At 72.9% G+C, this 20436-nt stretch carries 19 protein-coding genes; 10 read left to right on the forward strand and 9 right to left on the reverse strand.

Annotated elements, in window-relative coordinates:
- Window positions 1-4: 4 nt before the first annotated feature.
- Together B7P34_RS15755 and B7P34_RS15760 are read left to right on the forward strand one after the other, a co-directional pair.
- The gene (locus tag B7P34_RS15755; protein WP_106676983.1) at window positions 5-1321 is read left to right on the forward strand and encodes an alpha/beta hydrolase; all 1317 of its coding nucleotides are present in this window, start codon (window positions 5-7) and stop codon (window positions 1319-1321) included.
- Window positions 1322-1349: 28 nt separating this feature from the next.
- Window positions 1350-3872 carry a bifunctional lysylphosphatidylglycerol flippase/synthetase MprF gene (locus B7P34_RS15760; RefSeq protein ID WP_106676984.1) on the forward strand — a complete coding sequence of 841 codons (2523 nt, stop codon included), beginning with the start codon at window positions 1350-1352 and terminating at the stop codon, window positions 3870-3872.
- A 28-nt stretch (window positions 3873-3900) separates the two neighbouring features.
- Here B7P34_RS15760 and map read toward each other — a convergent pair whose 3' ends face one another.
- Window positions 3901-4668 (reverse strand): type I methionyl aminopeptidase, encoded by a 768-nt coding sequence (gene map / locus B7P34_RS15765; protein ID WP_106676985.1) that lies wholly within the window; start codon window positions 4666-4668, stop codon window positions 3901-3903.
- A 71-nt stretch (window positions 4669-4739) separates the two neighbouring features.
- Here map and B7P34_RS15770 point away from each other — a divergent pair, with 71 nt between their 5' ends.
- Both B7P34_RS15770 and B7P34_RS15775 read left to right on the forward strand, forming a co-directional pair.
- Complete coding sequence (locus B7P34_RS15770) at window positions 4740-5018, forward strand: helix-turn-helix domain-containing protein (protein WP_106676987.1); 279 nt, start codon at window positions 4740-4742, stop codon at window positions 5016-5018.
- A 118-nt stretch (window positions 5019-5136) separates the two neighbouring features.
- Window positions 5137-6357 (forward strand): FAD-dependent oxidoreductase, encoded by a 1221-nt coding sequence (locus B7P34_RS15775; protein WP_106676989.1) that lies wholly within the window; start codon window positions 5137-5139, stop codon window positions 6355-6357.
- A 23-nt stretch (window positions 6358-6380) separates the two neighbouring features.
- Here B7P34_RS15775 and B7P34_RS15780 read toward each other — a convergent pair whose 3' ends face one another.
- Together B7P34_RS15780 and B7P34_RS15785 are read right to left on the reverse strand one after the other, a co-directional pair.
- Window positions 6381-7004, reverse strand: a complete 624-nt coding sequence (locus tag B7P34_RS15780; protein WP_106676991.1) for a TetR/AcrR family transcriptional regulator — start codon at window positions 7002-7004, stop codon at window positions 6381-6383.
- 177 nt (window positions 7005-7181) lie between these two features.
- Entirely contained in the window at window positions 7182-7643 is a 462-nt protein-coding gene (locus B7P34_RS15785) for a hypothetical protein (protein WP_146166829.1), read from the reverse strand.
- Between the two features lie 261 nt (window positions 7644-7904).
- Between B7P34_RS15785 and B7P34_RS15790 the strand changes: the two genes are divergently transcribed.
- The 3 genes from B7P34_RS15790 (at window position 7905) to B7P34_RS15800 (ending at window position 11155) form a co-directional block, all read left to right on the forward strand.
- Window positions 7905-9473, forward strand: coding sequence for a helix-turn-helix domain-containing protein (locus B7P34_RS15790; protein ID WP_106676994.1), 1569 nt, complete (start codon window positions 7905-7907; stop codon window positions 9471-9473).
- A gap of 544 nt (window positions 9474-10017) precedes the next feature.
- A complete protein-coding gene (locus B7P34_RS15795) occupies window positions 10018-10209 on the forward strand; it encodes a DUF2795 domain-containing protein (protein ID WP_106676996.1) in 192 nt (63 codons plus the stop codon).
- A 76-nt stretch (window positions 10210-10285) separates the two neighbouring features.
- Entirely contained in the window at window positions 10286-11155 is an 870-nt protein-coding gene (locus B7P34_RS15800) for a class I SAM-dependent methyltransferase (RefSeq protein ID WP_223267894.1), read from the forward strand.
- Window positions 11156-11253: 98 nt separating this feature from the next.
- Here the strand turns inward: B7P34_RS15800 and B7P34_RS15805 are convergent, their stop codons facing one another.
- The 3 genes from B7P34_RS15805 to B7P34_RS15815 form a co-directional block, all read right to left on the reverse strand.
- A complete protein-coding gene (locus B7P34_RS15805; protein ID WP_106677000.1) occupies window positions 11254-12708 on the reverse strand; it encodes a hypothetical protein in 1455 nt (484 codons plus the stop codon).
- A 242-nt stretch (window positions 12709-12950) separates the two neighbouring features.
- Complete coding sequence (locus B7P34_RS15810) at window positions 12951-14108, reverse strand: methyltransferase (protein ID WP_223267895.1); 1158 nt, start codon at window positions 14106-14108, stop codon at window positions 12951-12953.
- A gap of 24 nt (window positions 14109-14132) precedes the next feature.
- Window positions 14133-14708 (reverse strand): dihydrofolate reductase family protein, encoded by a 576-nt coding sequence (locus B7P34_RS15815; protein ID WP_106677004.1) that lies wholly within the window; start codon window positions 14706-14708, stop codon window positions 14133-14135.
- A 145-nt stretch (window positions 14709-14853) separates the two neighbouring features.
- Between B7P34_RS15815 and B7P34_RS15820 the strand changes: the two genes are divergently transcribed.
- Together B7P34_RS15820 and B7P34_RS15825 are read left to right on the forward strand one after the other, a co-directional pair.
- Complete coding sequence (locus B7P34_RS15820; protein ID WP_106677005.1) at window positions 14854-15435, forward strand: TetR/AcrR family transcriptional regulator; 582 nt, start codon at window positions 14854-14856, stop codon at window positions 15433-15435.
- Between the two features lie 70 nt (window positions 15436-15505).
- On the forward strand, window positions 15506-16327 hold the full coding sequence (locus tag B7P34_RS15825) for a hypothetical protein (protein ID WP_106677006.1): 822 nt from the start codon (window positions 15506-15508) through the stop codon (window positions 16325-16327).
- A gap of 178 nt (window positions 16328-16505) precedes the next feature.
- Here B7P34_RS15825 and B7P34_RS15830 read toward each other — a convergent pair whose 3' ends face one another.
- The 3 genes from B7P34_RS15830 to B7P34_RS15840 form a co-directional block, all read right to left on the reverse strand.
- A complete protein-coding gene (locus B7P34_RS15830) occupies window positions 16506-17240 on the reverse strand; it encodes a hypothetical protein (protein WP_106677007.1) in 735 nt (244 codons plus the stop codon).
- A 151-nt stretch (window positions 17241-17391) separates the two neighbouring features.
- Entirely contained in the window at window positions 17392-18957 is a 1566-nt protein-coding gene (locus tag B7P34_RS15835) for an AMP-binding protein (protein WP_106677009.1), read from the reverse strand.
- Window positions 18958-19097: 140 nt separating this feature from the next.
- Window positions 19098-19433 (reverse strand): glyoxalase superfamily protein, encoded by a 336-nt coding sequence (locus B7P34_RS15840; protein ID WP_030365720.1) that lies wholly within the window; start codon window positions 19431-19433, stop codon window positions 19098-19100.
- A gap of 268 nt (window positions 19434-19701) precedes the next feature.
- Here B7P34_RS15840 and B7P34_RS15845 point away from each other — a divergent pair, with 268 nt between their 5' ends.
- Window positions 19702-20193 (forward strand): hypothetical protein, encoded by a 492-nt coding sequence (locus tag B7P34_RS15845; protein WP_106677011.1) that lies wholly within the window; start codon window positions 19702-19704, stop codon window positions 20191-20193.
- Window positions 20194-20436: the final 243 nt, after the last annotated feature.

The following is a 20436-nucleotide window of genomic DNA, read 5'->3' on the forward strand; positions in this document are numbered from 1 at the left end:
ATGGATGCAGATCTCCGCAGGCCCGCTGGACTGGTCCCTGGTGAGCGGATGGATTCCGGTCGCCCTCCTGGCCGTGGGACTGTGCGCCCTCGCGGCGCTCCTCTTCTCCCGCCGCCGCACCTGGTGGACCCGGTGGGCCCCGGCGGCCGTCCTGCTCGCCGCCGCCGCGACCTGGCTCCTGCGCACCGCCGTCGACGACTGGTGGCAGCCCTTCCCCGACCCCCTGCCCACCGGCGTGGTGGTCTGGGCCGGGATCGCCGTCCTCGGCGTGTGCCTCGCCGCCTTCCGCATCCCGCTGCTCCGTCCGCGGCACTGGGCCGGCGCCGTCCTCGCCGGCCTCCTCGTCGTCCTCCTCGGGGCCTCCGAGATCAACCGGCACTTCGACCAGTACCCCACCGCCCGCAGCGCCCTCAACTCCTGGCTCACCAAGACCACGAGCATCACCGAGGCCACCGGGAGCACCGAACCCGTCCTGCGCGTCCCCGCCGGCAAGACCGTCGCCGACGTCTGGCGCCCGCCCGCCGGCATGGCCGAGCACGGCACCCTCTCCAAGTCGTCCGTCCCCGGCGTCAGATCCGGCTTCCACGCCCGCAGCGCCTACGTCTACCTGCCGCCCGCCTACCGGGCCACGCCGCGCCCGCTCCTGCCGGTCGTCGTCCTCATGGCCGGGCAGCCGGGATCGCCCGACGACTGGATCAACTCCGGGCGCCTCGTCGACATGATGAACGCCTTCGCGGGCGAGCACCGCGGCCTCGCGCCCGTGGTCGTCGTCGTGGACCCGCTCGGCTCCCAGTTCGCCAACACCCTCTGCCTCGACTCCCGCCTCGGCAACGTCCAGACCTACCTCGCCACCGACGTCCCCGACTGGATCCGCTCCCACCTCCAGGTCGCCCCCGCCCGCACCTCCTGGGTCATCTCCGGCATCTCCTTCGGCGGCACCTGCTCGATCCAGCTCGGCGTCAACGCCCCCCAGGTCTACGGCGTCGTCAACGACATCTCCGGCCAGGAGGCACCCACCCTCGGCAGCCGGCAGAAGACCGTCGACAAAGCCTTCGGCGGCGACGCCGCCGCCTTCACCGCCGTCAACCCCCTCGACGTGATGGCCCGGCAGCGCTTCCCCGGCACCAAGGCCGCCTTCGTCGCCGGCAGCAGCGACAGCACCTACGGACCCCAGCAGCGCAAGGTCTACGACGCGGCCGTCAAGGCCGGGATGCGGGCCGAGTGGGTCCTGCTCCCCGGGGGCCACAGCTGGCAGGTCTGGCGGCCCGGCCTGGAGAAGCAACTGCCATGGATCTCCCGTGAGACGGGGCTGACCCGATGAGCGACGTCCGTGAGGCAGGGCCCGTCCGATGAGCGAGACCACCGCCCCACCGCCCACGCCCACCCCCGGCGACAGCACCCACCCCTGGCGCGTCACCCTCGACCGGCTGCTCGCCCCCGTCCGGCACGCCCCCTTCACCCTCGGATTCCTCGCCGTGCTGTGGATCGTCGGAGCCGTCACCGGCAGCCTCGGCAGCGGCCCGAGCCGGCACCGCATGGAACACGTCGGCGTCGGCGTCCCCGCCCTCGCCGAAGGCCGCTGGTGGACCCCCGTCAGCTCCCTGCTGTGGTGCCCCGGGCTCGGCGGCTACCTCGGCGCCACCGCCATCATCCTGCTCCTCGTCACCCCCGCCGAGCGGCGCCTGGGCGTCGCCCGCACCGCGGCCGTCCTCATCGGCGGCCAGATCCTCGGCACGCTGCTGGGCACCGGCATCGTCCAGCTCGGCAACGTCGCGGGGGAGTGGTGGCTGGAAGAGCTCGCCGGCTACCTCGCCGTCTCCCCGACCGTCGGCGCCCTCGCCGTCGGCGGCGTCCTCAGCTACCGGCTCACCGCCCTGTGGCGGCGCCGCACCCGCCTCGGCATCGTCGCCTTCGCCCTCGTCATGTCCCTCTACGTCGGCCACCTCCAGGGCGTCCTGCGCCTCGGCGGCGCCGCCGTCGGCCTCCTCCTGGGCGCGGTCCTGTACCGCAGGGCCGGGCCGCTGCGCCTGCGGCACTCCTCCCACACCGAGGCCCGCGTCCTCGTCGCGCTCGTCGTGGCCGCCGCCGCCCTCGGCCCCATGGTCGCGATCCTCTACCGCGACGCCTACGGGCCCCTCAACTCCTTCCAGCTCTACGTCTCCGTCCAGCCCACCGGGCAGGAGGTCGCCGACGCCTGCGCCGCCTCCGCCGAGGACTGCCACTTCGTACACGCCCTGCGGAACTTCTACGACTCGCCCGCCGCCGTCATGGCCGTCCTCGTCCCCGCGCTGATGCTCGTCCTCGCGGAAGGGCTGCGCCGCGGGCTGCGGCTCGCCTGGAGCCTGGCGGTGCTGGTCCACCTCGCCTGGATCGCCCTGTTCTCCTGGTGGCTGCACGACTTCCTCAGCCACCCCGCCGGCTGGGCCGAGCCCGCGGACCGCTCGACGTACGCCCAGGCCTTCGCGGAACAGATGCTGCTGCCCGTCCTCATCGTGGTCCTCCTGATCGTCACCCGCGCCCGCTTCGGCCTGCGGCTGCCGCGCCCGGCGACCCGCGGCCTCGCGGCCGTCGTCGGCGGCTCCCTCGTACTGGCCTGCGCCGCGTACGTGGGCATCGGCTACGCCGCACGCGACCAGTACGACCCGGCGGCCACGCCCCGGGTGCTCTTCTCCGGGCTGGCCTCGGAGTTCCTGCCGCCCACCCTGCTCGCCACCTTCACCGACTGGCCGGTCCCGGTCGGCGGCACGGCCCAGGCCCTCTTCCACTACTGCGGGCTCGTCTTCTGGCTCGTCACCCTCGTAGCGCTGCTCGTCACCTTCCGCCGCCCGCGCCTGCACACCGACGCCGACGCCGCCGTGCGCGCCCGCGAGCTCCTCACCGCACACGGCGGCTCGACGCTGTCGTTCCTGACGACCTGGGACGGCAACTACTACTGGTTCGACGCGGCCGGCCGCTCCGCCGTGGCCTACCGCGTGATCGCCACCGTGGCCCTGACCACGGGCGAGCCGTTCGGCGCGCCCGACGCGCGGGCGGCCGCCGTGGGCGGCTTCGCGCGCCACTGCGACGAGCGCGGCTGGACGCCGTGCTTCTACAGCGTGGGGGAGGAGGCCCGCGCCGCGGCGGAGGCGCTCGGCTGGCGCTCGGTGCAGGTCGCCGAGGACACCGTTGTCCCCCTGCCCGGCCTCGCCTTCACGGGCAAGAAGTGGCAGGACGTCCGCACCGCGCTCAACAAGGCCAAGAAGGAGGGCATCACCGCCGAGTGGTGGTCCTACCCCGAGGCGCCGGTCGCCCTCACCGACCAGATCCGCTCCATCTCCGAGGAGTGGGTCGCCGACAAGGGCCTGCCGGAGATGGGCTTCACCCTGGGCGGCCTGGAGGAGCTCGACGACCCGGCCGTGCGCTGCCTCATCGCCGTGGACGGCGACCGCACCGTGCACGGGATCACCAGCTGGATGCCGGTGTACGAAGCGGGCCGGCCGGCCGGCTGGACGCTGGACTTCATGCGGCGCCGGGCCGCCGGCTTCCGCGGCTCCATGGAGTTCCTCATCGCCTCCGCCGCGCTCGGCTTCCAGGAGGAGGGCGCCCGCTTCCTCAGCCTCTCGGGTGCCCCGCTCGCCCGCAAGGCCACCGAGGAGCCCCCGGCGGCCCTGCAGCGGATCCTCGACTACGGGGGCAAGGTCCTCGAACCGGTCTACGGCTTCCGGTCGCTGCTGGCCTTCAAGTCCAAGTTCCAGCCGCAGTACCACCCCATGTACATGGCTTACCCCGACCCGGCCGCCCTGCCCGCCATCACCCGCGCGATCGGCAAGGCGTACCTGCCGCACATGACGGCGGCCCAGGGCGTACGGCTCATGCGGCAGTTCTCCGCCTGAGCCGGGCTGCGGCCGTCCGGGACGTGTCCTACGGCAGCGTCAGAATCCGCGGGCCGTCCTTGGTGACGGCGACCGTGTGCTCGATGTGCGCGGCGCGGCTGCGGTCGGCGGTGCGTATCGTCCACCCGTCGGCGTCCGTGCGGTAGGCGTTGCTGCCGCCCGCCATCAGCATCGGCTCCAGCGCGAGCACCAGGCCGTGCCGCAGCGTCATGCCCCGGCGTGGACGGCCCCGGTTGGGCACGTGCGGGTCCTCGTGCATCTCCCGGCCGATGCCGTGGCCGCCGAAGTCCGCGGGCATGCCGTAGCCGCCGGACCGCGCGACGGTGCCGACGGCGTGTGAGATGTCCCCGAGGCGGTTGCCGGGGAGGGCCGCGGCGATGGCCGCGTCCAGCGCCCGCTGGGTGGCGTCGATCAGGGCGGTGTCGGCCGGGCGCGCCGTGCCGACGACGAAGCTGATGGCGGCGTCGCCCGTCCAGCCGTCGAGCTTGGCGCCGCAGTCGATGCTGACCAGGTCGCCGTCGCGCAGCGCGTAGTCGCTCGGGATGCCGTGCACGATGACGTCGTTGACGGACGCGCAGATCACCCCCGGGAACGGCGTGGGGGCGAAGTCGGGCTTGTAACCCAGGAAGGGGGAGCTCGCCCCGGCGTCCTTGATGACGGCGTGGGCCGCCTCGTCCAGCTCCCGCAGCGTCACGCCGGTCTTCGCCGCGTCACGGACGGCGGCCAGCGCGTTGGCCACCACCCGGCCCGCCTCGCGCATGGCGTCCAGCTCGCCGTCGGTCTTGATCTCCACCATGGTTCCGGAACTCCCCTGGCTCGTCACCAATTCTTATACCGGTATTAGTATCACGGTCTAGAATCCGCCCCATGGTGAGGACCCCCTTGACCCCCTGGGAGCGGCGGCGCGGCGAGAAGCTCGGCGCCCTGCTCCGCGAGGCGCGCGGCGAGCGGAGCATGGTGGAGATCGCCGCCGCCGCGGGCCTGTCCGTGGAGACGCTCCGCAAGATCGAGACCGGCCGCGCGCCCACCCCCGCCTTCTTCACGATCGCGGCGCTGGCCTCCGTGCTGGGCCTGCCCATGGAGAAGCTGGCGGCGGCTGCGGCGGCCGGTGCGGATGAGGGGGATCGTGCGGCGCTGACGGCGTGAAGAGAGCGGGGCGGCGCCGTTCCTGACGGCATTTCCGGCTCTCGCGAGACAGCGGCTGACCGATCGGTTAGATTACTGACCGATCGGTTAGAGTCATGCTCGACGAGAGGCAGGACACATGGAGCGCACGACATGCTGCGTGGTGGGCGGAGGCCCCGCGGGGATGATGCTGGGGCTGCTGCTGGCCAGGGCCGGGATCCGGGTCACCGTGCTGGAGAAGCACCGCGACTTCCTCCGTGACTTCCGCGGCGACACCGTCCACCCCTCCACCCTGCGCCTGCTCGACGAGCTCGGCCTCGGGGAACGGTTCGCGCAGCTCCCCTTCCCCAAGCTGGAGGAGATGCGCATGGAGATCGCCGGCACCACCGTCGTCGCGGCCGACTTCAGCCGCATCCCCGGCCGCCACAAGTACATCGCCATGGTCCCCCAGTGGGACTTCCTCGACCTGCTGGCGAGCGCCGCCGAAGCCGAGCCCTCCTTCACCCTGCGCATGTGCACCGAGGTCACCGGCCTGCGCCGGGACGGCGGCCGCGTCACCGGCGTCCGCTACACCGCCGAGGACGGCACCCCCGGCGAGATCGCCGCCGACCTCACCGTCGGCTGCGACGGCCGCCGCTCCGTCGTCCGCGGGGAAGCGGGCCTGGTCCCGGAGGAGTTCGACGTCCCCATGGACGTCTGGCAGGTCCGCGTGGACGCGCCCCGCGGCGGCCTCAAGGACGGCCGCGTCTTCGCCCGCTTCGGCGACGGCCAGGCCGCCGTCACCATGGACCGCGGCACCTACTTCCAGACCTCCTACCTCATCGGCAAGGGCCGCGACGCCGAACTGCGCTCCCACGACATCCAGTGGTTCCGCGACCGGCTCGGCGCCTTCTTCGGCTGGGACGCCGCCGTGACCGCCGGCATCGGCTCCTGGGACGACGTGAAGCTGCTCGACGTGAGCATGGGGCGGCTCCCGCGCTGGTACGGCAACGGCGTGCTCTGCATCGGCGACGCCGCCCACACCATGTCGCCCGTCGGCGGCGTCGGCGTCAACCTCGCGATCCAGGACGCCGTCGCGGCCGCCCGCATCCTCGCCCGGCCGCTGCGCGAGGGCACCGTCTGCGGCCACGACCTCGAACGCGTGCAGAAGCGCCGCACGCTCCCCACGGCCCTCGTGCAGCAGTCCCAGCAGGGCGAGCACAAGCTGATCCGCAGCGCCCTCGACGGCACCCTGACCGCGGGCACCATGCCCCTGCCCCTGCGGATCCTGCGCCGGGCCCGCCCCCTGCGCGCCGCCACCGCGTACATCGGCGGGCTCGGGATACGCCCCGAGCGCGCGCCCGCCTTCGCGAGGGCCTAGGAACGGCCCCGGACGTACGGGCTTCAGTCCCGGGCCCGCACCGCGTTCAGCGTGAACGTCACCAGCTCGTCGGCCGCGGCGCCGAGATCCAGCTCCGGGTCGGCGAGCCAGTGGGAGACCACCCCGTCGATCGCACCACCGATCGCGAGGGCCGTCACCCGCGTGTCGAACGCGCGCAGCCGGCCCGCCGCCTGCCCCGCCGCCAGCAGCTCCATCAGGCCCTGCAGGCGGCCGCCGGTCTGGTGCCGGCCCGGCGTCTTCAGCCGTGTGCCGCCCTCGTCGTCCAGGAGCATCTCGATGATCACGCGCACATGGCGCCGGTTGGCCTGCTGGTAGCCGACCATCGCCCGGACGTAGGCGACGAGCGCGTCCAGCGGGTCCGCCTCCCGCTCCACGCGCTCGGCGACGTACGCGGTGAACTCCTCCAGCACCTGCGTCAGCACCGTGCGCGTGAGGTTGTCCTTCGACGAGAAGTGGTAGAGGACCGCGGCCTTGGAGATGCCGGCCGCCTCCGCGATCGCCGACAGCGACGCCGCCGGGTACCCCCGCGTGGAGATCAGGTCGATCGTGCTCTCGACGATCTGCTGCCGGCGCGCCCGCTCCGTGAAGGTCGGCTCGCCGGGGGCAGCACTCCGGCGGGGACTCATCGTGACGCCACCTCTGTTCTTCTCGCGCTGGTTCTTCTCGCGCTCCGGCCCGGGCTGCCGTCCTCGCGGACGACACCCGACCGTACACCGCGCCTCCGGCGGCCGGGTCACCGGGACCGGGCCCGGCCCGGGGTCAGCCCCACCAGGAGTAGCCCCCAGGGGCAGCCCCACCAGGGGTCAGTCCCACCAGTTGAACAGGACATCGCCCAGGCACGCGGGCTTCCAGTAGCGGATCTCCGTGAGCTCGGCCGGCGACAGCTCCGAGACATCGCACTCCTCCAAGGGCGTCATCAGCTCCTTGACCCCCATCACCCGCAGCCCCGCCGTCTCGAAGACCTGCGCCCACAGCGGCGGGTCCGCGAATCCCGGCACCGGCTCGCCCTCGCGGACCGCGTCCGTCGTGAAGGCGACCAGGGGCAGATGGACGTGGCCCAGGGCAGTGAACACACGGCCGTACCCGTCGCTGAGCGTCGCCCGGCGGAACGTCTGCACCTCGCCGGGAACCACCTCGCCGGCCCGTCCCCGGGCCTCCATGGCCGCGGTGAAACAAGCCGCCCGGAACAGCGCCGCCTCGGTGCGCGGCAGAGGAGCCTCGTGCGGCCCCCGGAAACCCGTAGCGCCCCGCGTCAGACGGATCAACGTGCTCCTCCCTCCCATCCCACCCCTCTCCCGCAGTCACGCCCGTGCCTTCCGTGACGTGCTGCTCCTCTTACTAACACAACGCGCGAACCGCTGCTCCGTACGCCCGTCCCGCAGTGCGAACGGCCCGCCACGCCACGGCACGCACCCCCCGGCGTGCGCGCGCCCAACGCGCCTCCCCGCAGCGGCGCGAGCACCCTTCTTTTCCTCAAGTAGCCTTGAGGAAAAGAAGGGTGAAAAACGGGAAAAGAGGTTGGGCGCGTGGCCACGGACGACGACAGCGGCGAACGGCTGCGGCAGGCACGGGAACACGCGGCGCGGCTGACCCGGCTGCTGGACTTCGCCCGCGCCGGTGAGAACGGCGACGACACGGTCCTGCGCCGCCTCGTCACCTGGCTCGCCGGCACCCTCGGCGGCACCGTCACCCTGACCGGCCGGAACGGCGAGCCCCTCGCCGGCACCGCCGCCCACGCAGCCGTCGAGGAACGCGCCGGGGAACTGCTACGCCACGTGGCAGGCGGCAGGCTCCACGCCGCGGCGGCCGACGACCGGCACGGACAGCTGCGCCTCGTCGCCGTCGGGCGCAGCGCCCCGCACCCCGTCCTCGCCGCCGGCCTGCCCGGCCCGTTCGACGAGCGGGCCGCGGCCCTCCTCACCCACGCCGCCGGAGTCCTCGCCCCGCTGCTCCGGGCCCGCGAGGCCGAGGAGCACCGCCGCAGCGCCGAACACGCCACCGCCTGCCTCCGGCTCGCCGTCTTCCAGCTCCTCATGGGCGGCGAGGTCACCCTCGCCCAGCGCACCGCCGCAGGTCTCGCCCCCGGCCTCCTCGACGCCGACACGGCCCGCGTCATCGTCCTCGAACAACAGGGGCACCGGCGCGACACCCTCCTGCGCGCCTGCGAAGAAGCCACCGGAGGACGGGCCCTGACGGTGCGCTGCGCCGCCTACGACACCCAGGTGATCGTCGTCGTCCCCGCCCGTGACGGGGACGCGCCGGGAGACGCCGGCGGGCCCGCCCCCGCCGACGCGCTGCGCCGTCTCGTCGCCGGCCGGCCGGACGTCTACCTCGGCGCCGGCGGCCTCCACCCCCTCTCCCGGACCGGCGAGGCGTACGGCGAGGCGGCCCGCGCCCTCGCCGTGGCACGCTTCCGGCCCGACCGGGTCGCCGAGCACAGCGCACAGACCAGGCTCGCCGGACTCCTCGACCCCGCCGCCTCGCACGCCTGGGCCGCCCGCGCCCTGCAGCCGCTCGACGCGCTGCCGTACCACGCACGCGCCCCGCTGCTCGCGACCGTCGGCCTCGGCCTGGAGTTCACGGCCGTCAACGCCGCCAAGGTCCTCGGCGTCAGCCGCAACACCGTCCGCGCCCGCATGGACAGGGCCGCCGCCCTGCTCGGCGCCGACCTCGCCGACGTACGCGCCCGGGCCGCGCTCCACCTGGCCCTGCACCTGCACGCCACCGCTCCCGGCACTGCGCCCGGCGACGCGCCGCCGCCCGCGAGCCTGGAGCGGCTGCTCGCGTCCGGCGGCCCCCGGGCCTGGGCGGGGGAACTCCTCGGGCGGCTCACCCCCGACGACCGCGACCTGCGCCGGACCCTGCGCGTCTGGATCTCGGAGAACACGGCGGTCGAGGGGGCGGCGGCGCGCCTGGGCGTCCACCCCCGCACCGTGCGCGACCACCTGCGCGGCGCCGAACACCTGCTGGGCCGCCGGCTCGTCCCCGGCGGCGGCGACCTCTACGAGGTGGTCCTCGCCTGCGCCGCCCTGGCCGACGTGGAGCTCGGGCCCGGCCCGGGCCGCGTGCTGTGCCCGGCAACCGTGCACGGGTGACAGCCGGCGGCGCCCGACCGTGCACGCGTGACGTGTCCGGGCCCGGCCGCCCGCGCGTAACGTCAGCGGAACCGGCGCCGCCCAGCGCCGGTTCCACGGGGGAACGGTGCCGCCGGCCCGGCCACCCGGCGAGCCCGTCCACGCCCGCCGATCACGCGCGGGCGTGGGCGCCGGCCGGCCCGGAGCCGTGCCACCGCACGGCACCCGGGCGCACGCACTTGGGGGTGCACCCGCGCCCGGGGCCGGCGGCCGTTCACCGAAGGCATCGGCAACGTCCTGCCCTAAGGCATCGGCAACGTCCTGCTCCAGGGGGCGCCGTCCAGGGGGCGCCGCCGCCCTCACACGGATTCCTTGCGAGCCCCTTCGGCCCGTCCGGGGGAGTGCTGGTATCCGGAGAGCCGCCCGAGCGGCCTGAGGAAACGGCTCGGTCGCCCGGCGGAACCGCTCCAGTGGCACCGGGCCGGGTAGCCGGTCAAGTAGCGGGCCGGGGGTGGGATTGCCAGAATCGAGAGGAGTGAAACGCAATATATCGGGAGGAATCATCGTGGCTGAGAACCCGACCGACATGCAGGAAGTCCTGAAGGGCGCGCACTTCCCCGCCCGGGGCAAGGACCTCGCCCGGGTCGCCGAGGACAACCACGCCTCGAACGATGTGGTCAGACGCCTGCAGGAACATTCCAAAGACACCTACAACACCCCCGGCGACGTCGAGCGGGAGGTCTTCGGCAAGGGCTGAGCCGACGCGCTTGCCGTGCGGTACGGCCTGGAAAATCGTTCGCGTGCCCGCAACCGGCCCCGTTAGCGTCACTCAGGTGACGACGACCGGCGAACGAGCGGGCGGCGGGCTGGGCGGTCCCGCCGGGAACTGGCGCGAGGACAACCGCGCGCTGTGGGACGAGCGGGTGCCCCTCCACACGGAGAGCGCCTTCTACGACGTGGCGGGCTTCAAGGCCGGCCGCAACGACCTGCGCGGGTTCGAGGCGGACGAGGTCGGTGACGTCACCGGCAAGCGCCTGCTCCACCTGCAGTGCCACATCGGCACCGACACCCTGTCCTGGGCCCGCCGGGGCGCCGAGGTGACCGGCCTGGACTTCTCCGGCCCGGCGGTGGAGGCCGCGCGGGCGCTGGCGGCGGAGGTCGGCGAGGAGCGGGCCCGGTTCGTCGAGGCCGACGTGTACGACGCGCCCGCCGCGCTGCGGGGTGAGACCTTCGACATCGTCTACACCGGGTTCGGCGCCCTGTGCTGGCTGCCCGACCTCACACAGTGGGCGCGCACGGTGGCGCAACTGGTGGCGCCGGGAGGCTTCCTGTACCTGGCGGAGTTCCATCCGGTGGCCATGTGCCTGGGCGAGGACGGCAGCGCGTTCACCGAGGACTACTTCACCCGGGGGCCGTTCGCGTACGAGGAGCCGGGCTCGTACGCCGCCCTGACCGCCGCGACGCGGCACAACCGCTCGGTGGAGTGGCAGCACCCCCTGAGCGACGTGGTCAGCGCCGTCACCGCGGCGGGCCTGCGGCTGGAGTTCCTGCACGAGCACGACTTCACGCTGTTCGAGTACCTCGACGGCATGGTCCGGGCGCGGGACACGAGCGGAAGCCGGGGCGGCGAGAGCACGGTCTACCGGCTCCCGGAGGGCCGCCCGCGCATCCCGATGGTCTACTCGCTGCGGGCCTCCAAGTAGCTCCCTGACCTCCGAGTAGCTCCCTGAAGTGAAGCGGGGCACCGGTGCGCGCCGCGGAACGTGCGCGCACCGGTGCCCTCACCCCGCGTGCGGGGAACCTACTTGCGGCGGGAGCCCGTCGAGACGGTGCCCTCGCCGCCCGCCAGCTTCCACTCCTTGTGGAGCGAACCCAGCGGGATCGGCTTCTCGAAGATCGGCGTGCCGAAGATCTGCAGCTGGAGCTGGAGGGCTCCCGCGAGGTCCAGCCCGCCGTAGGCGCCCCACTTGCCGGTGGCCGAGGCCTTGCCGTCGGCGGACGCCGTGGCGCTGCCCTCCGCCTCCGCCCGCAGGTACGGGGCGACGTCGGCCTTCACGCCGACCGCGCCGTACAGGCCGACGGACGCCTCGGCGCCGAGCGCGGCCTTCACCTTGCCGGCGGCGGTCACGGACGCCTGGGGCGACGTGGCCGAGAAGTCGGAGGTGTTGACCGGCGACCAGCCCTTGCCGCGGTTGTACGCGCCGCCGACGCGGAAGCCTCCCTTGAGGTCCTCCTTGACGTCGACGTTGACGTGGCCGTCGGCGTCCACCTGCAGGTAGCAGGTGAGGCCGAGGTTGACCACGACCGGCACCGGGCCGACCTGGATGACCGGCGAGGCGTGCAGCTTGGCGAACGGCAGGCGCAGCGGCTTGCCGTCCGTCGAGGCGGCCGCCTGGCCCTTGAGCTCCCACTGGGAGGACCAGTCGCCCGACAGCGAGACCGAGGCGCCGGCGGGAGCGCCGCCGAAGCCCGAGCCGCCGCCGTCGTAGGCGAAGTCGACCTCCGGAGCCAGCTGGACGAAGCCCGAGGCCGACGCCGCGGCGGACACCGGGGCGTCCTTGGCGGTGGCGATGGACGTGCCGACGTCGAGCCGCAGGTTGCCCAGCGGCACCTTCGCGCCCTTGGGCCCGAAGTGCACGTTCCCCGTCTTCGTCCACGAGGCCTTGACGCCCTTGACGAGCGGCTCGACCTCGACCGTGGACGGGTCGACGGGCACCGAGCCCTTGGCCTGGGAGTCGCCCAGCAGGGCGCCCAGGGTGGCGGGAGCGGTGTTGACCTCGGTACCCTGCTCGGTCTTGCCGAGCACCTTGGTGACCTTGGCGAGGACACCGTCGGGAGCACCGGGGGCGGGCGCGCTGGCGATGATGTCGCCGACGTCCACCTGGTTGCTCTTCTCGGGGGAGGCGCTGCTTCCGGCCCCTGCCGAGCCGGACGGCGCGGGGGTGCGGCCGGGGGCCACGCCCTTGGGGGGCTTCGCCGCGCCGGAGATGACGGCGCGTCCGCTGCTCTTGTCGAACGAGGCGACCTTCAGCGCGGACTTCTGCGCCGGCTTGCCGGAGCCGGAGGGGCGGGCCACGGCGCTCGGGGCGCCCGCGCCCTCGGGCGCGGCCCGGACGGCGAGCTGGGGTTCCGCCGCGGGCGGGCGGGCTGCTGCGGCCTTCTCGGTGCCGGCGCCGGAGTCACTGCCGGACGGCCCGGAGGCCGCGGAGCACCCGGTGGCGAGCAGGGAGGCGGCGGTGATGGCGGGTAAAGCCATGAATCGTGCGGACTTGCGCAAATTCGATCCTTGAGGGCGTGAGGTGGGGGCGGGCCGAAGGGGTCGACACCTCGGCCCGCATCACACGGCATGGGCGGGAAACCGGATGGCTACCCGCCGGTAACGGCATGATCATGCCATGGCCGTAGGGACCCTCAGAAGTCCTAAACCACTGGCGGGCAGTGATCTGGATCACTGCCCGCCAGTGGGGTCGCCGGTGGGGTCGCCCTGCCCCAAGTCGTTTAGTTTTTGACCGCCTTGAGAACGACGAACTTCGGGTCGCTGGCCACGGTCTCGCAGTTGCCGAAGAGCTTGCGCAGCTTCACGTGGTAGCCCAGGTGCCGGTTGCCGATGACCCACAGCTCGCCGCCGCGGCGCAGCGCGGCGCGCGACCCGGTGAACATGCGCCAGGCCGTCGCGTCGGTGGTCGACTGATGGGAGTGGAAGGGCGGGTTGTTGAGCACCAGGTCCACGGACTCGGCGGGCACGCCCGCCAGGCCGTCGCCCACCCGGAACTCGGCCTGCGCCCGCGGGCCCGCGTTCTCCCGGAACGTTGCCTCGGCGGACGCCACCGCCTGGTAGGACTCGTCGACGAACATCACCTCGGCCTGCGGGTTCGCCAGCGCCGCGGCCGTGCCGACGATGCCGTTGCCGCAGCCGAGGTCCACGACGCGCTCCGGGCCGCGCCGCTGCGGCAGATTGCGCAAGAAGAACCGGGTGCCGATGTCGAGGCGGTCGGCGCAGAAGATGCCGGCGTGGTTGGTGACCATCAGCCCGGAGGCCGGCCCGATGCCCAGGGGCAGGGCGTAGCGGTGCGGCCACGGGCTCCCGGACTGAGGGATCGCCGGATCCGGCGAGCAGAAGATGAGCCGGGCCTTCTTCACGGCGAGCGAGGTGCGGGTGGGGCCGGCGATCCGCTCGAACAGCTTGAGCGTCGAGGTGTGGATCTCGGTCACCTTGCCCGCGCTGGCGACGACGCTCCCGGCGTGCAGCCGGGGGGCGAGCCGGTGCAGCTGGTCCTCCAGGAGCGCGAGGCTCTTGGGCACGCGCACCAGCAGGACGTCGATGCGGTCCGGCGGCGTGTCCCTGGTCGACAGGAGCGTGACGGCGCCGGCGTCGACGCCGTTGCGCTCCAGGTTCCGCAGCGTGGCCTGCCGGGCCAGGAACGAGTCGGTGATCTGCACGGGCCGGGCGCCCTGCCGGGCGAGGGCGGTGGTCAGCGCGCCCCACCGGTCACCCAGCACGGCCACGGTGCCGGACAGGTCCGCGGGGCCGTCGGCGCTCTCCGCGCTCCCCGCCAGGTGCTGGAGCAGGTACTCATCGGCGGCGTCCCAGGCGCGGAGCTGGTCGCGGGGGTCCTCGGGGAAACGGGTCAGGACCAGCTCGCCCCACGGCGTCATCAAACGGTTCATTGTGCCCACAGGCTAGTCGAGACCCCGGGTGTAGGTGAGCACGGCCGCCCCGTTGCCGAATGCGCGGCAGTCCGCGAGGCCGAAGCGGCGCGGGTGGAAACCGGCGCTGAAGAGCGGGATGCCGGTGCCGATGGCGACCGGGTAGCGCTTGACGATCAGTTCGTCGATCTCGGGCAGCAGGGCGCCCGCCAGCCTGCCGCCGCCGCACAGCCAGATGCCCGCGCCCTCCTGCTCCTTGAGCTTGCGTACGAAGGGGAGCGGATCGTCCGAGACAACCTCGACGGCCGGGTCGCCGCTCGTCAGCGTCCGGGAGAAGACGTACTGCCGCAAGTGTGCGTACGGGCTGGTGATGCCCGCGGCCAGGGCGGGTTCGTACGTGCCCCGCCCCATCAGGACCGTGTCGAACCGCAGGTTCGGCGCGTCGGCGAGGCCGGCCGGCTCGTGGAAGGCGGTCGGGACTGTCTCCGGGTGGCGCGCGTTCATGTACGCGGCCAGGTCCTCGGCCACGGGGAAGAAGTCGGAGCCGCCGTCGGGTGAGGCGATGAAGCCGTCGATGGTGGTCGCGACGTAGTAGGTGAGCTTGCGCATATGGATCCCCGTTCCCTGATTCACCTCAACACTTCAACCGTAGTACTACGGATGGAGTGGTTTGATGTGCCGACTATAGAACTACGCTTGGAGTGGTTTCAAGAACCCCGGCAGCGGGACGAACCCCGACGGAGAGGAAGACCGCATGCGACAGAACCCCGAGCGCCGCGCCGTGCTCGTCGACGCCGCCATCGAGGTCCTGGCCCGGCAGGGCTCCCGCGGGCTCACCTTCCGCGCCGTGGACACCGAGGCCGCCGTGCCCAACGGCACCGCCTCCAACTACTTCACCAACCGCGACGACCTGATCCGGCAGGTCGCCCGGCGCACCCGCGAACGCCTGTCGCCCGACGCCACGGCGCTCGCCGGCACGCTGCAGGAGCCGCCCTCGCGGGACCTGGTGATCCGCCTCCTCCACGACCTCGTCCGCCGCATGCGTGACGACCGCAGCAGCTACCTCGCCATGATGGAACTCCGGCTCGAAGGCACCCGCAGGCCCGAACTCCGGGCCATGCTCAGCGAGGTCTTCAGCAGCAACATCCACGAGGGCATCCGCTTCCACCTCGGCGCGGGGCTGCCCGGCGACCGCACCACCGTGCTCCTGCTCTACCTCGCCATGAGCGGCCTCATCGTGGACGACCTCACCGTCCCGGACGTCCTCGCGCCGTTCCCCCTCGACGAGCTGATCGGAGATCTGGTCGATCGCACCCTGCCCCCGGCCAGTGGGTGAAACCTCCCCCCGGCCAGTGGGTAAAGTGTCGCCGCCGTACGAAACATCGCAGGTGAAACGGGGTCAGGGCATGGGCATACTCAACCGGGTGAAGAACCTGGGCGACCAGGTGGGAACGGCGGCGACCGCCTTCGGCAAGGACGTCGCCCACGCCGTGCAGCGCGGCGCCGACGCCGGGCGCACCGGCGCCAACGCCTCCGGCGACTGGGTCCTCTCCGTCCTGCGCTCCCTGCCCGCCCCCGCCGCGCCCGCCCCCACGGAGTGGGAGTTCTCCCTCGGCGCCCTCATCTGCCGCCACCCCAAGGTCCCCGCCGTCACCGCGAAGGCGCTGCGCCCCCTGGACGGCATCGGCGCCCTGCGCTTCGGGCCCGAGTCGGTCGGCTTCGACGGCGAGGACATCCCCTGGGACAAGGTCGTCCACCTCCAGCTGCACGACGCGTTCAGCTCCATGACCACGGAGGCGCTCGACGCCGAGATCGACCGGATCCGCGACCTGCTGCCCATGCTCCCCGGGCGCAAGTGGGTCGTCACCAAGGTCGTCGAAGGCCTCGCCTCCGTCATGCTCGCGGCGCTGGAACAGGCCGGCGAACAGCGGCTGGAGACCGTCGACGTCGCCTGCGAGATCACCTACCGTGGCGCGCTCGGGATGAAGAAGACGCTGCGCGCCAACATGTTCACCACCGCGCTGCTGGCCCAGCAGGCGGCGGTCATGCACAGCCTCGTGCTCACCGCGCAGGCCAAGGGCGTTCCCGTCCTGCCCGCGGAAGCTCCGCCGTGGGGCACGAAGACCGGCGACCGGGTGCTCGCGCTGCGGGCCCGGACGGACGCGGTGGCGGCCCAGCTGCGGGCCGAGCAGGGCGCGGAGGCGCCGGCGCTGGATGCGGCGCCGTAGGCGGCCGTCCGCCGGCGGTTCACGCACCCGGGTGGTGCTGCTCCGCAAGTTCTGACATGACCCGGCCCGTCGCTGCGAACAGCCGCATGCCGGCGATACCCGCGAGGGGTGGGACGTCAGGCTGCCGGCCGGATGTCAGGCAGGGCCCGGAGCGGGAGGAGAGGGTGGAGACCGGTTCTCAGCCCCGGACGCCGAGTGCTTCCTGGGCGGCCGCCATGGCCGCCGGCGGCTCGGGGCCCTCGTCGCCCAGGTCGACGGCGACGGAGAACTGACGCGTCCCTCCGCCGGCGGAGACCTCCTCCAAGGGCAACGCGTCCGGCACGCCATCGCCGAGGAACCGCTGACGCAGGCGCACGGCTTGTTCCCGTACGAGTTCGCGCGCCGGCGAGGCGTCGAGCCCGACCACTTCCACGTTGAGGACGAGCACCAGTCCGGCCAAGGACTTCATGGCCTCGAAGAGTTCGACGGCCTCTTCCTCGGTGAGCGGTCCCCCTTCGGGGACCAGCTCCTTGGGCTCGTTGGGATCGCGTCCGATCCGGACGTACACCACGGCCGCGCCGCACGCCGTCACGGCGTCCGGCCGGGCGTCGTCATCGGCCCACACGACGGCATCCCGGTCTTCGGCGTCGACGTCGAGGTTCCCGGCGTCGAAGCCCAGCCGTTCGAGCAGCGGAGCAGTAGCGGTGCGCAGCACTTCGGTGATGTCGTCGCTCTCCGGCGCGGGGAGCGTCAGGAGGAATTCGACGGTGAAGCCTTCGCCGGCGTCGCCGGGGTCGGTGGCCCAGGACTCGACGGCCAGGGGCCGGAGCTCGTCCGCGAGCGGGCGGAATTCCCGCAAGGCCGCGTCCGCGGAATCCGCTGCGGAAGTCCGGAACGTGACGCGGGCGACGACATCGGTTGACTGAAACTGCATCGGTGCGAACTGCGGCTTTCCGGAGGGATGGTCGGAGGTGATCCGTGGTCAGTGGATTCTTACGCACTGAGCGCGGAACGACCCAATTGTTTTCGCGGAGGGGCCGGCCGCGGTCCGTGTGCCGGCCCCCTCACGCGTCCGACCGCCGTCGTCAGCGCGTCGCCGCCGCGGCCTCCGCCTCGCGGCGGAGGAACTTCTTGTCCGGCTTGCCGGCGTCCGTGAGCGGGAGGGCGTCGATGAACGAGACGTGGGCGGGCTCGTACATGGCGCCGCGCTCGTTGCCGACGAACTCGCGGAGCTCCTTCTCGTCGAGCTCGCTGCCGGGGGCGCGCACGACGGCCGCGTACACCTGCTCCATGCGGTTGGCGTCCGGGACGCCGAAGACGGCGCTCTGCAGCACCTCCGGGTGGGTGTTGAGCAGGTCTTCCAGCTCGGTGGTGTACACGTGGCCGCCGACCACGACGATCATGTCCTTGATCCGGTCGACGATGGTCAGGTAGCCCTCGTCGTCGAGGAAGCCGATGTCGCCGGTGTGCAGCCAGCCGTCCCGCAGGACCTCGGCGGTCAGTTCGGGCTGCTTCCAGTACCCGGTCATGATGTGCTCCGAGCGCACGCAGACCTCGCCGTGCTCGCCGGTGGGCAGGTCGCGGCCGGACTCGTCGCGGATCGCTATCTCGACGCCGTTCATGGCCTTGCCCGCGGTGCGCAGCCGGGCCGGGTTCTCCGGGTCGTGGTCCTCCGGGCTGAGCACGCTGATGCCGCCGGCCTCGTTCTGCCCGTAGAACTGGGTCAGCACGTGCCCGAAGCGCCGCACGGCCGAGGCGAGGCGGGCGGGGGAGGACTGGCAGCCGCCGTAGGTGACGTTGCGGAGGCTGGAGGTGTCGGTGCTGTCCACGTCCGGGTGGTCCATCAGCTGGTACAGCAGGGGCGGCAGCAGGAACATGTGGGTGATGCGCTCGCGCTCGATGGCCGCGAGGGCCTCCGCCGCGTCGAAGTCGTCGAGGAGGACGACCGTGCCGCCGTCGGTGCGGAGGGTGACGTCGGCCAGGAGTCCGGCGGCGTGGGCGAGCGTGGTGCACACCAGCTGCCGCATCCCGTCGTCGGCCTTGCCCTCGGGCTCCAGGATCTCGTCGACGTCGTCCTGGAAGCCGGGCAGCCGCTCGAAGGCGGTGCAGATGGCCTTGGGGTGGCCCGTGGTGCCGCCGGTGTGGCGGATCATGCAGATATCCTCGGGGCGGGCGAGACCCGAGAGCGGCTCGGCCGGCTGCCCGGCGGCCAGCTCCAGCAGGTCGGTGCCTTCGCTGCCCGGACCGAGCAGGAGCACGTCCTGGACGCCGGTCAGCTCCGCCAGCTCGGCCGCGCGCCCGGCGTAGGCGGGGTCGGCTATGAGGGCGCGCGTCTCGACGTCGCGCATGATGGTGGCCTGCACGTCGGCGGACAGCTTGTTGTAGAGGTGGTTGACCGCGCAGCCGATCAGGTTGGCCGCGTAGCGGGCGGCGATGGTCTCCGGCAGGTTGCCGCTGAGCAGAGTGACGACCTGTCCCCGCTCCACGCCCCGGGCGCGCAGCGCGCGTGCCATCCGGTGGACGAGGTCGCGGAGTTCACCGGCGGTGACGCGACGGTCGTGGTGGACGACGGCCGTCCTGGTGGGGTCGGCTCCCAGGATGTCGAGGTTCCGCTCCACGTATGTGCGGAACTGCTGCGCCGTGGCGGTCATGCGTGATTCCTCCTGATGCGGCAAGGCGATTGCCGGCAGTTGACTTAGGCAACCAGTTCGATGCTAGTGCCATTGATCAACAGCTCCAAGTCGGGAGGAGCGCCGAGCGGGGCGTGCGGGGCCGAAACGTCGATATTCGGTCAACGGGCGGTGGGGGTGCCCACCCGCAGCCGGTTTCCGTCGGGATCCCGCAGCTCGATCTCCCGCGCCCAGGGCGCGGTTTGCGGGGGAACGCCGAACTCGGCGGCGACCGCGTCGACATCGCGCACCCGCAGGTACACCAGCGTGCCGGGCCGGGCGTCGCCCTCGTGCTCCGACAGGAACAGCCGCACCGGCCCGCGGGCCACCTCGACGAAGGCCGGAAGGCCCGGTTCGAAGCGGTGCTCCCACTGCTCGGCGAATCCGAGGCGTGCGTACCAGGCGACCGCCGTCCTCGCGTCCTCGACATAAAGCACCGGGATGACTTCTTCGTCCACGGGTCCATCATTCCAGAACCCCGGCGGCGCCCGGTTGTTGTGCTTTGCCGACGAATGCTCTCTTCGGGGTCTCACCGGACCCTCCAGCGTACAAAGCCCATTTTCCTGTGATCTTGGTTCACTCGCCGGGGACATCCCGCTAATGTGGGCGGGCCCAGGCATTCCCCCCACGTGTCGGCAGCGAACTGCGTGCCCGCCGCAAAGCGGAGTCACGGATTTCGAAGTGCGGCTTCCTTCCTGCCCGTTCCGATCGTGGAGTTGCCCGACCATGTCTTTCCGCATATCCCTCCCGGCCTTTCGCCGCCGCCGGGTCGCCGCCTGTGCCGTCGCCCTCGCGGGTGTCCTCGCGCTGGCCGGCTGCACCGGGGGCGACGAGGATGCGTCACCGGCGAAGAAGTCCTCGCCCTCCGTCTCCGCGCCGGCGTCCGCGACCCCCTCCTCTCCGTCGCCCTCGCAGGCGCCTCCGGCGTCCCCGACCGCGCTGCCGTCCCGCGGCGTCACGCCTTCGCCCGTCCTGCCGAAGCCCTCCCGCAAGCCCGCGACGCCGCCGGCCGCCGGGCACACGAGCGCGGCCGGCTCCACGGAGCACACGCAGGCCCCGCGCGAGGCCGGTGCGACGTGCGAGATCCGCTCCAGCGCGGGCAACTGCTACAAGGCGGGCCAGTACTGCCGCACGGCCGACGTCGGGGCGAGCACGCACGACGCCCAGGGCCGGCTCATGAGCTGCGGCGGCAGCGGCAAGCCGCGCTGGCACTACTGAGCCCGGCCGTCGGGGCCCCCTTGCCCGGGACGTCCCCGGCGGGCACCCCGGATCACCCATCAGAGCGGGGGCACCTCGTACGGGGGATGTTGACCTCGCCGACCTCGCCGACCTCGCCGACCTCGCCGACCTCGCCGAACGCCGCCGGGTCGTCCGCCGGCATCTCGCGGACGATCCGGCGGCCGGGCGGCGACCGGCCGGCCGCTCACCCGCGATCCGGCCGCACGGGACGGCCGTCAGGCG

The sequence above is a fragment of the Streptosporangium nondiastaticum genome (assembly GCF_003011965.1).
Taxonomy (GTDB): Bacteria; Actinomycetota; Actinomycetes; order Streptomycetales; family Streptomycetaceae; genus Streptomyces; species Streptomyces nondiastaticus.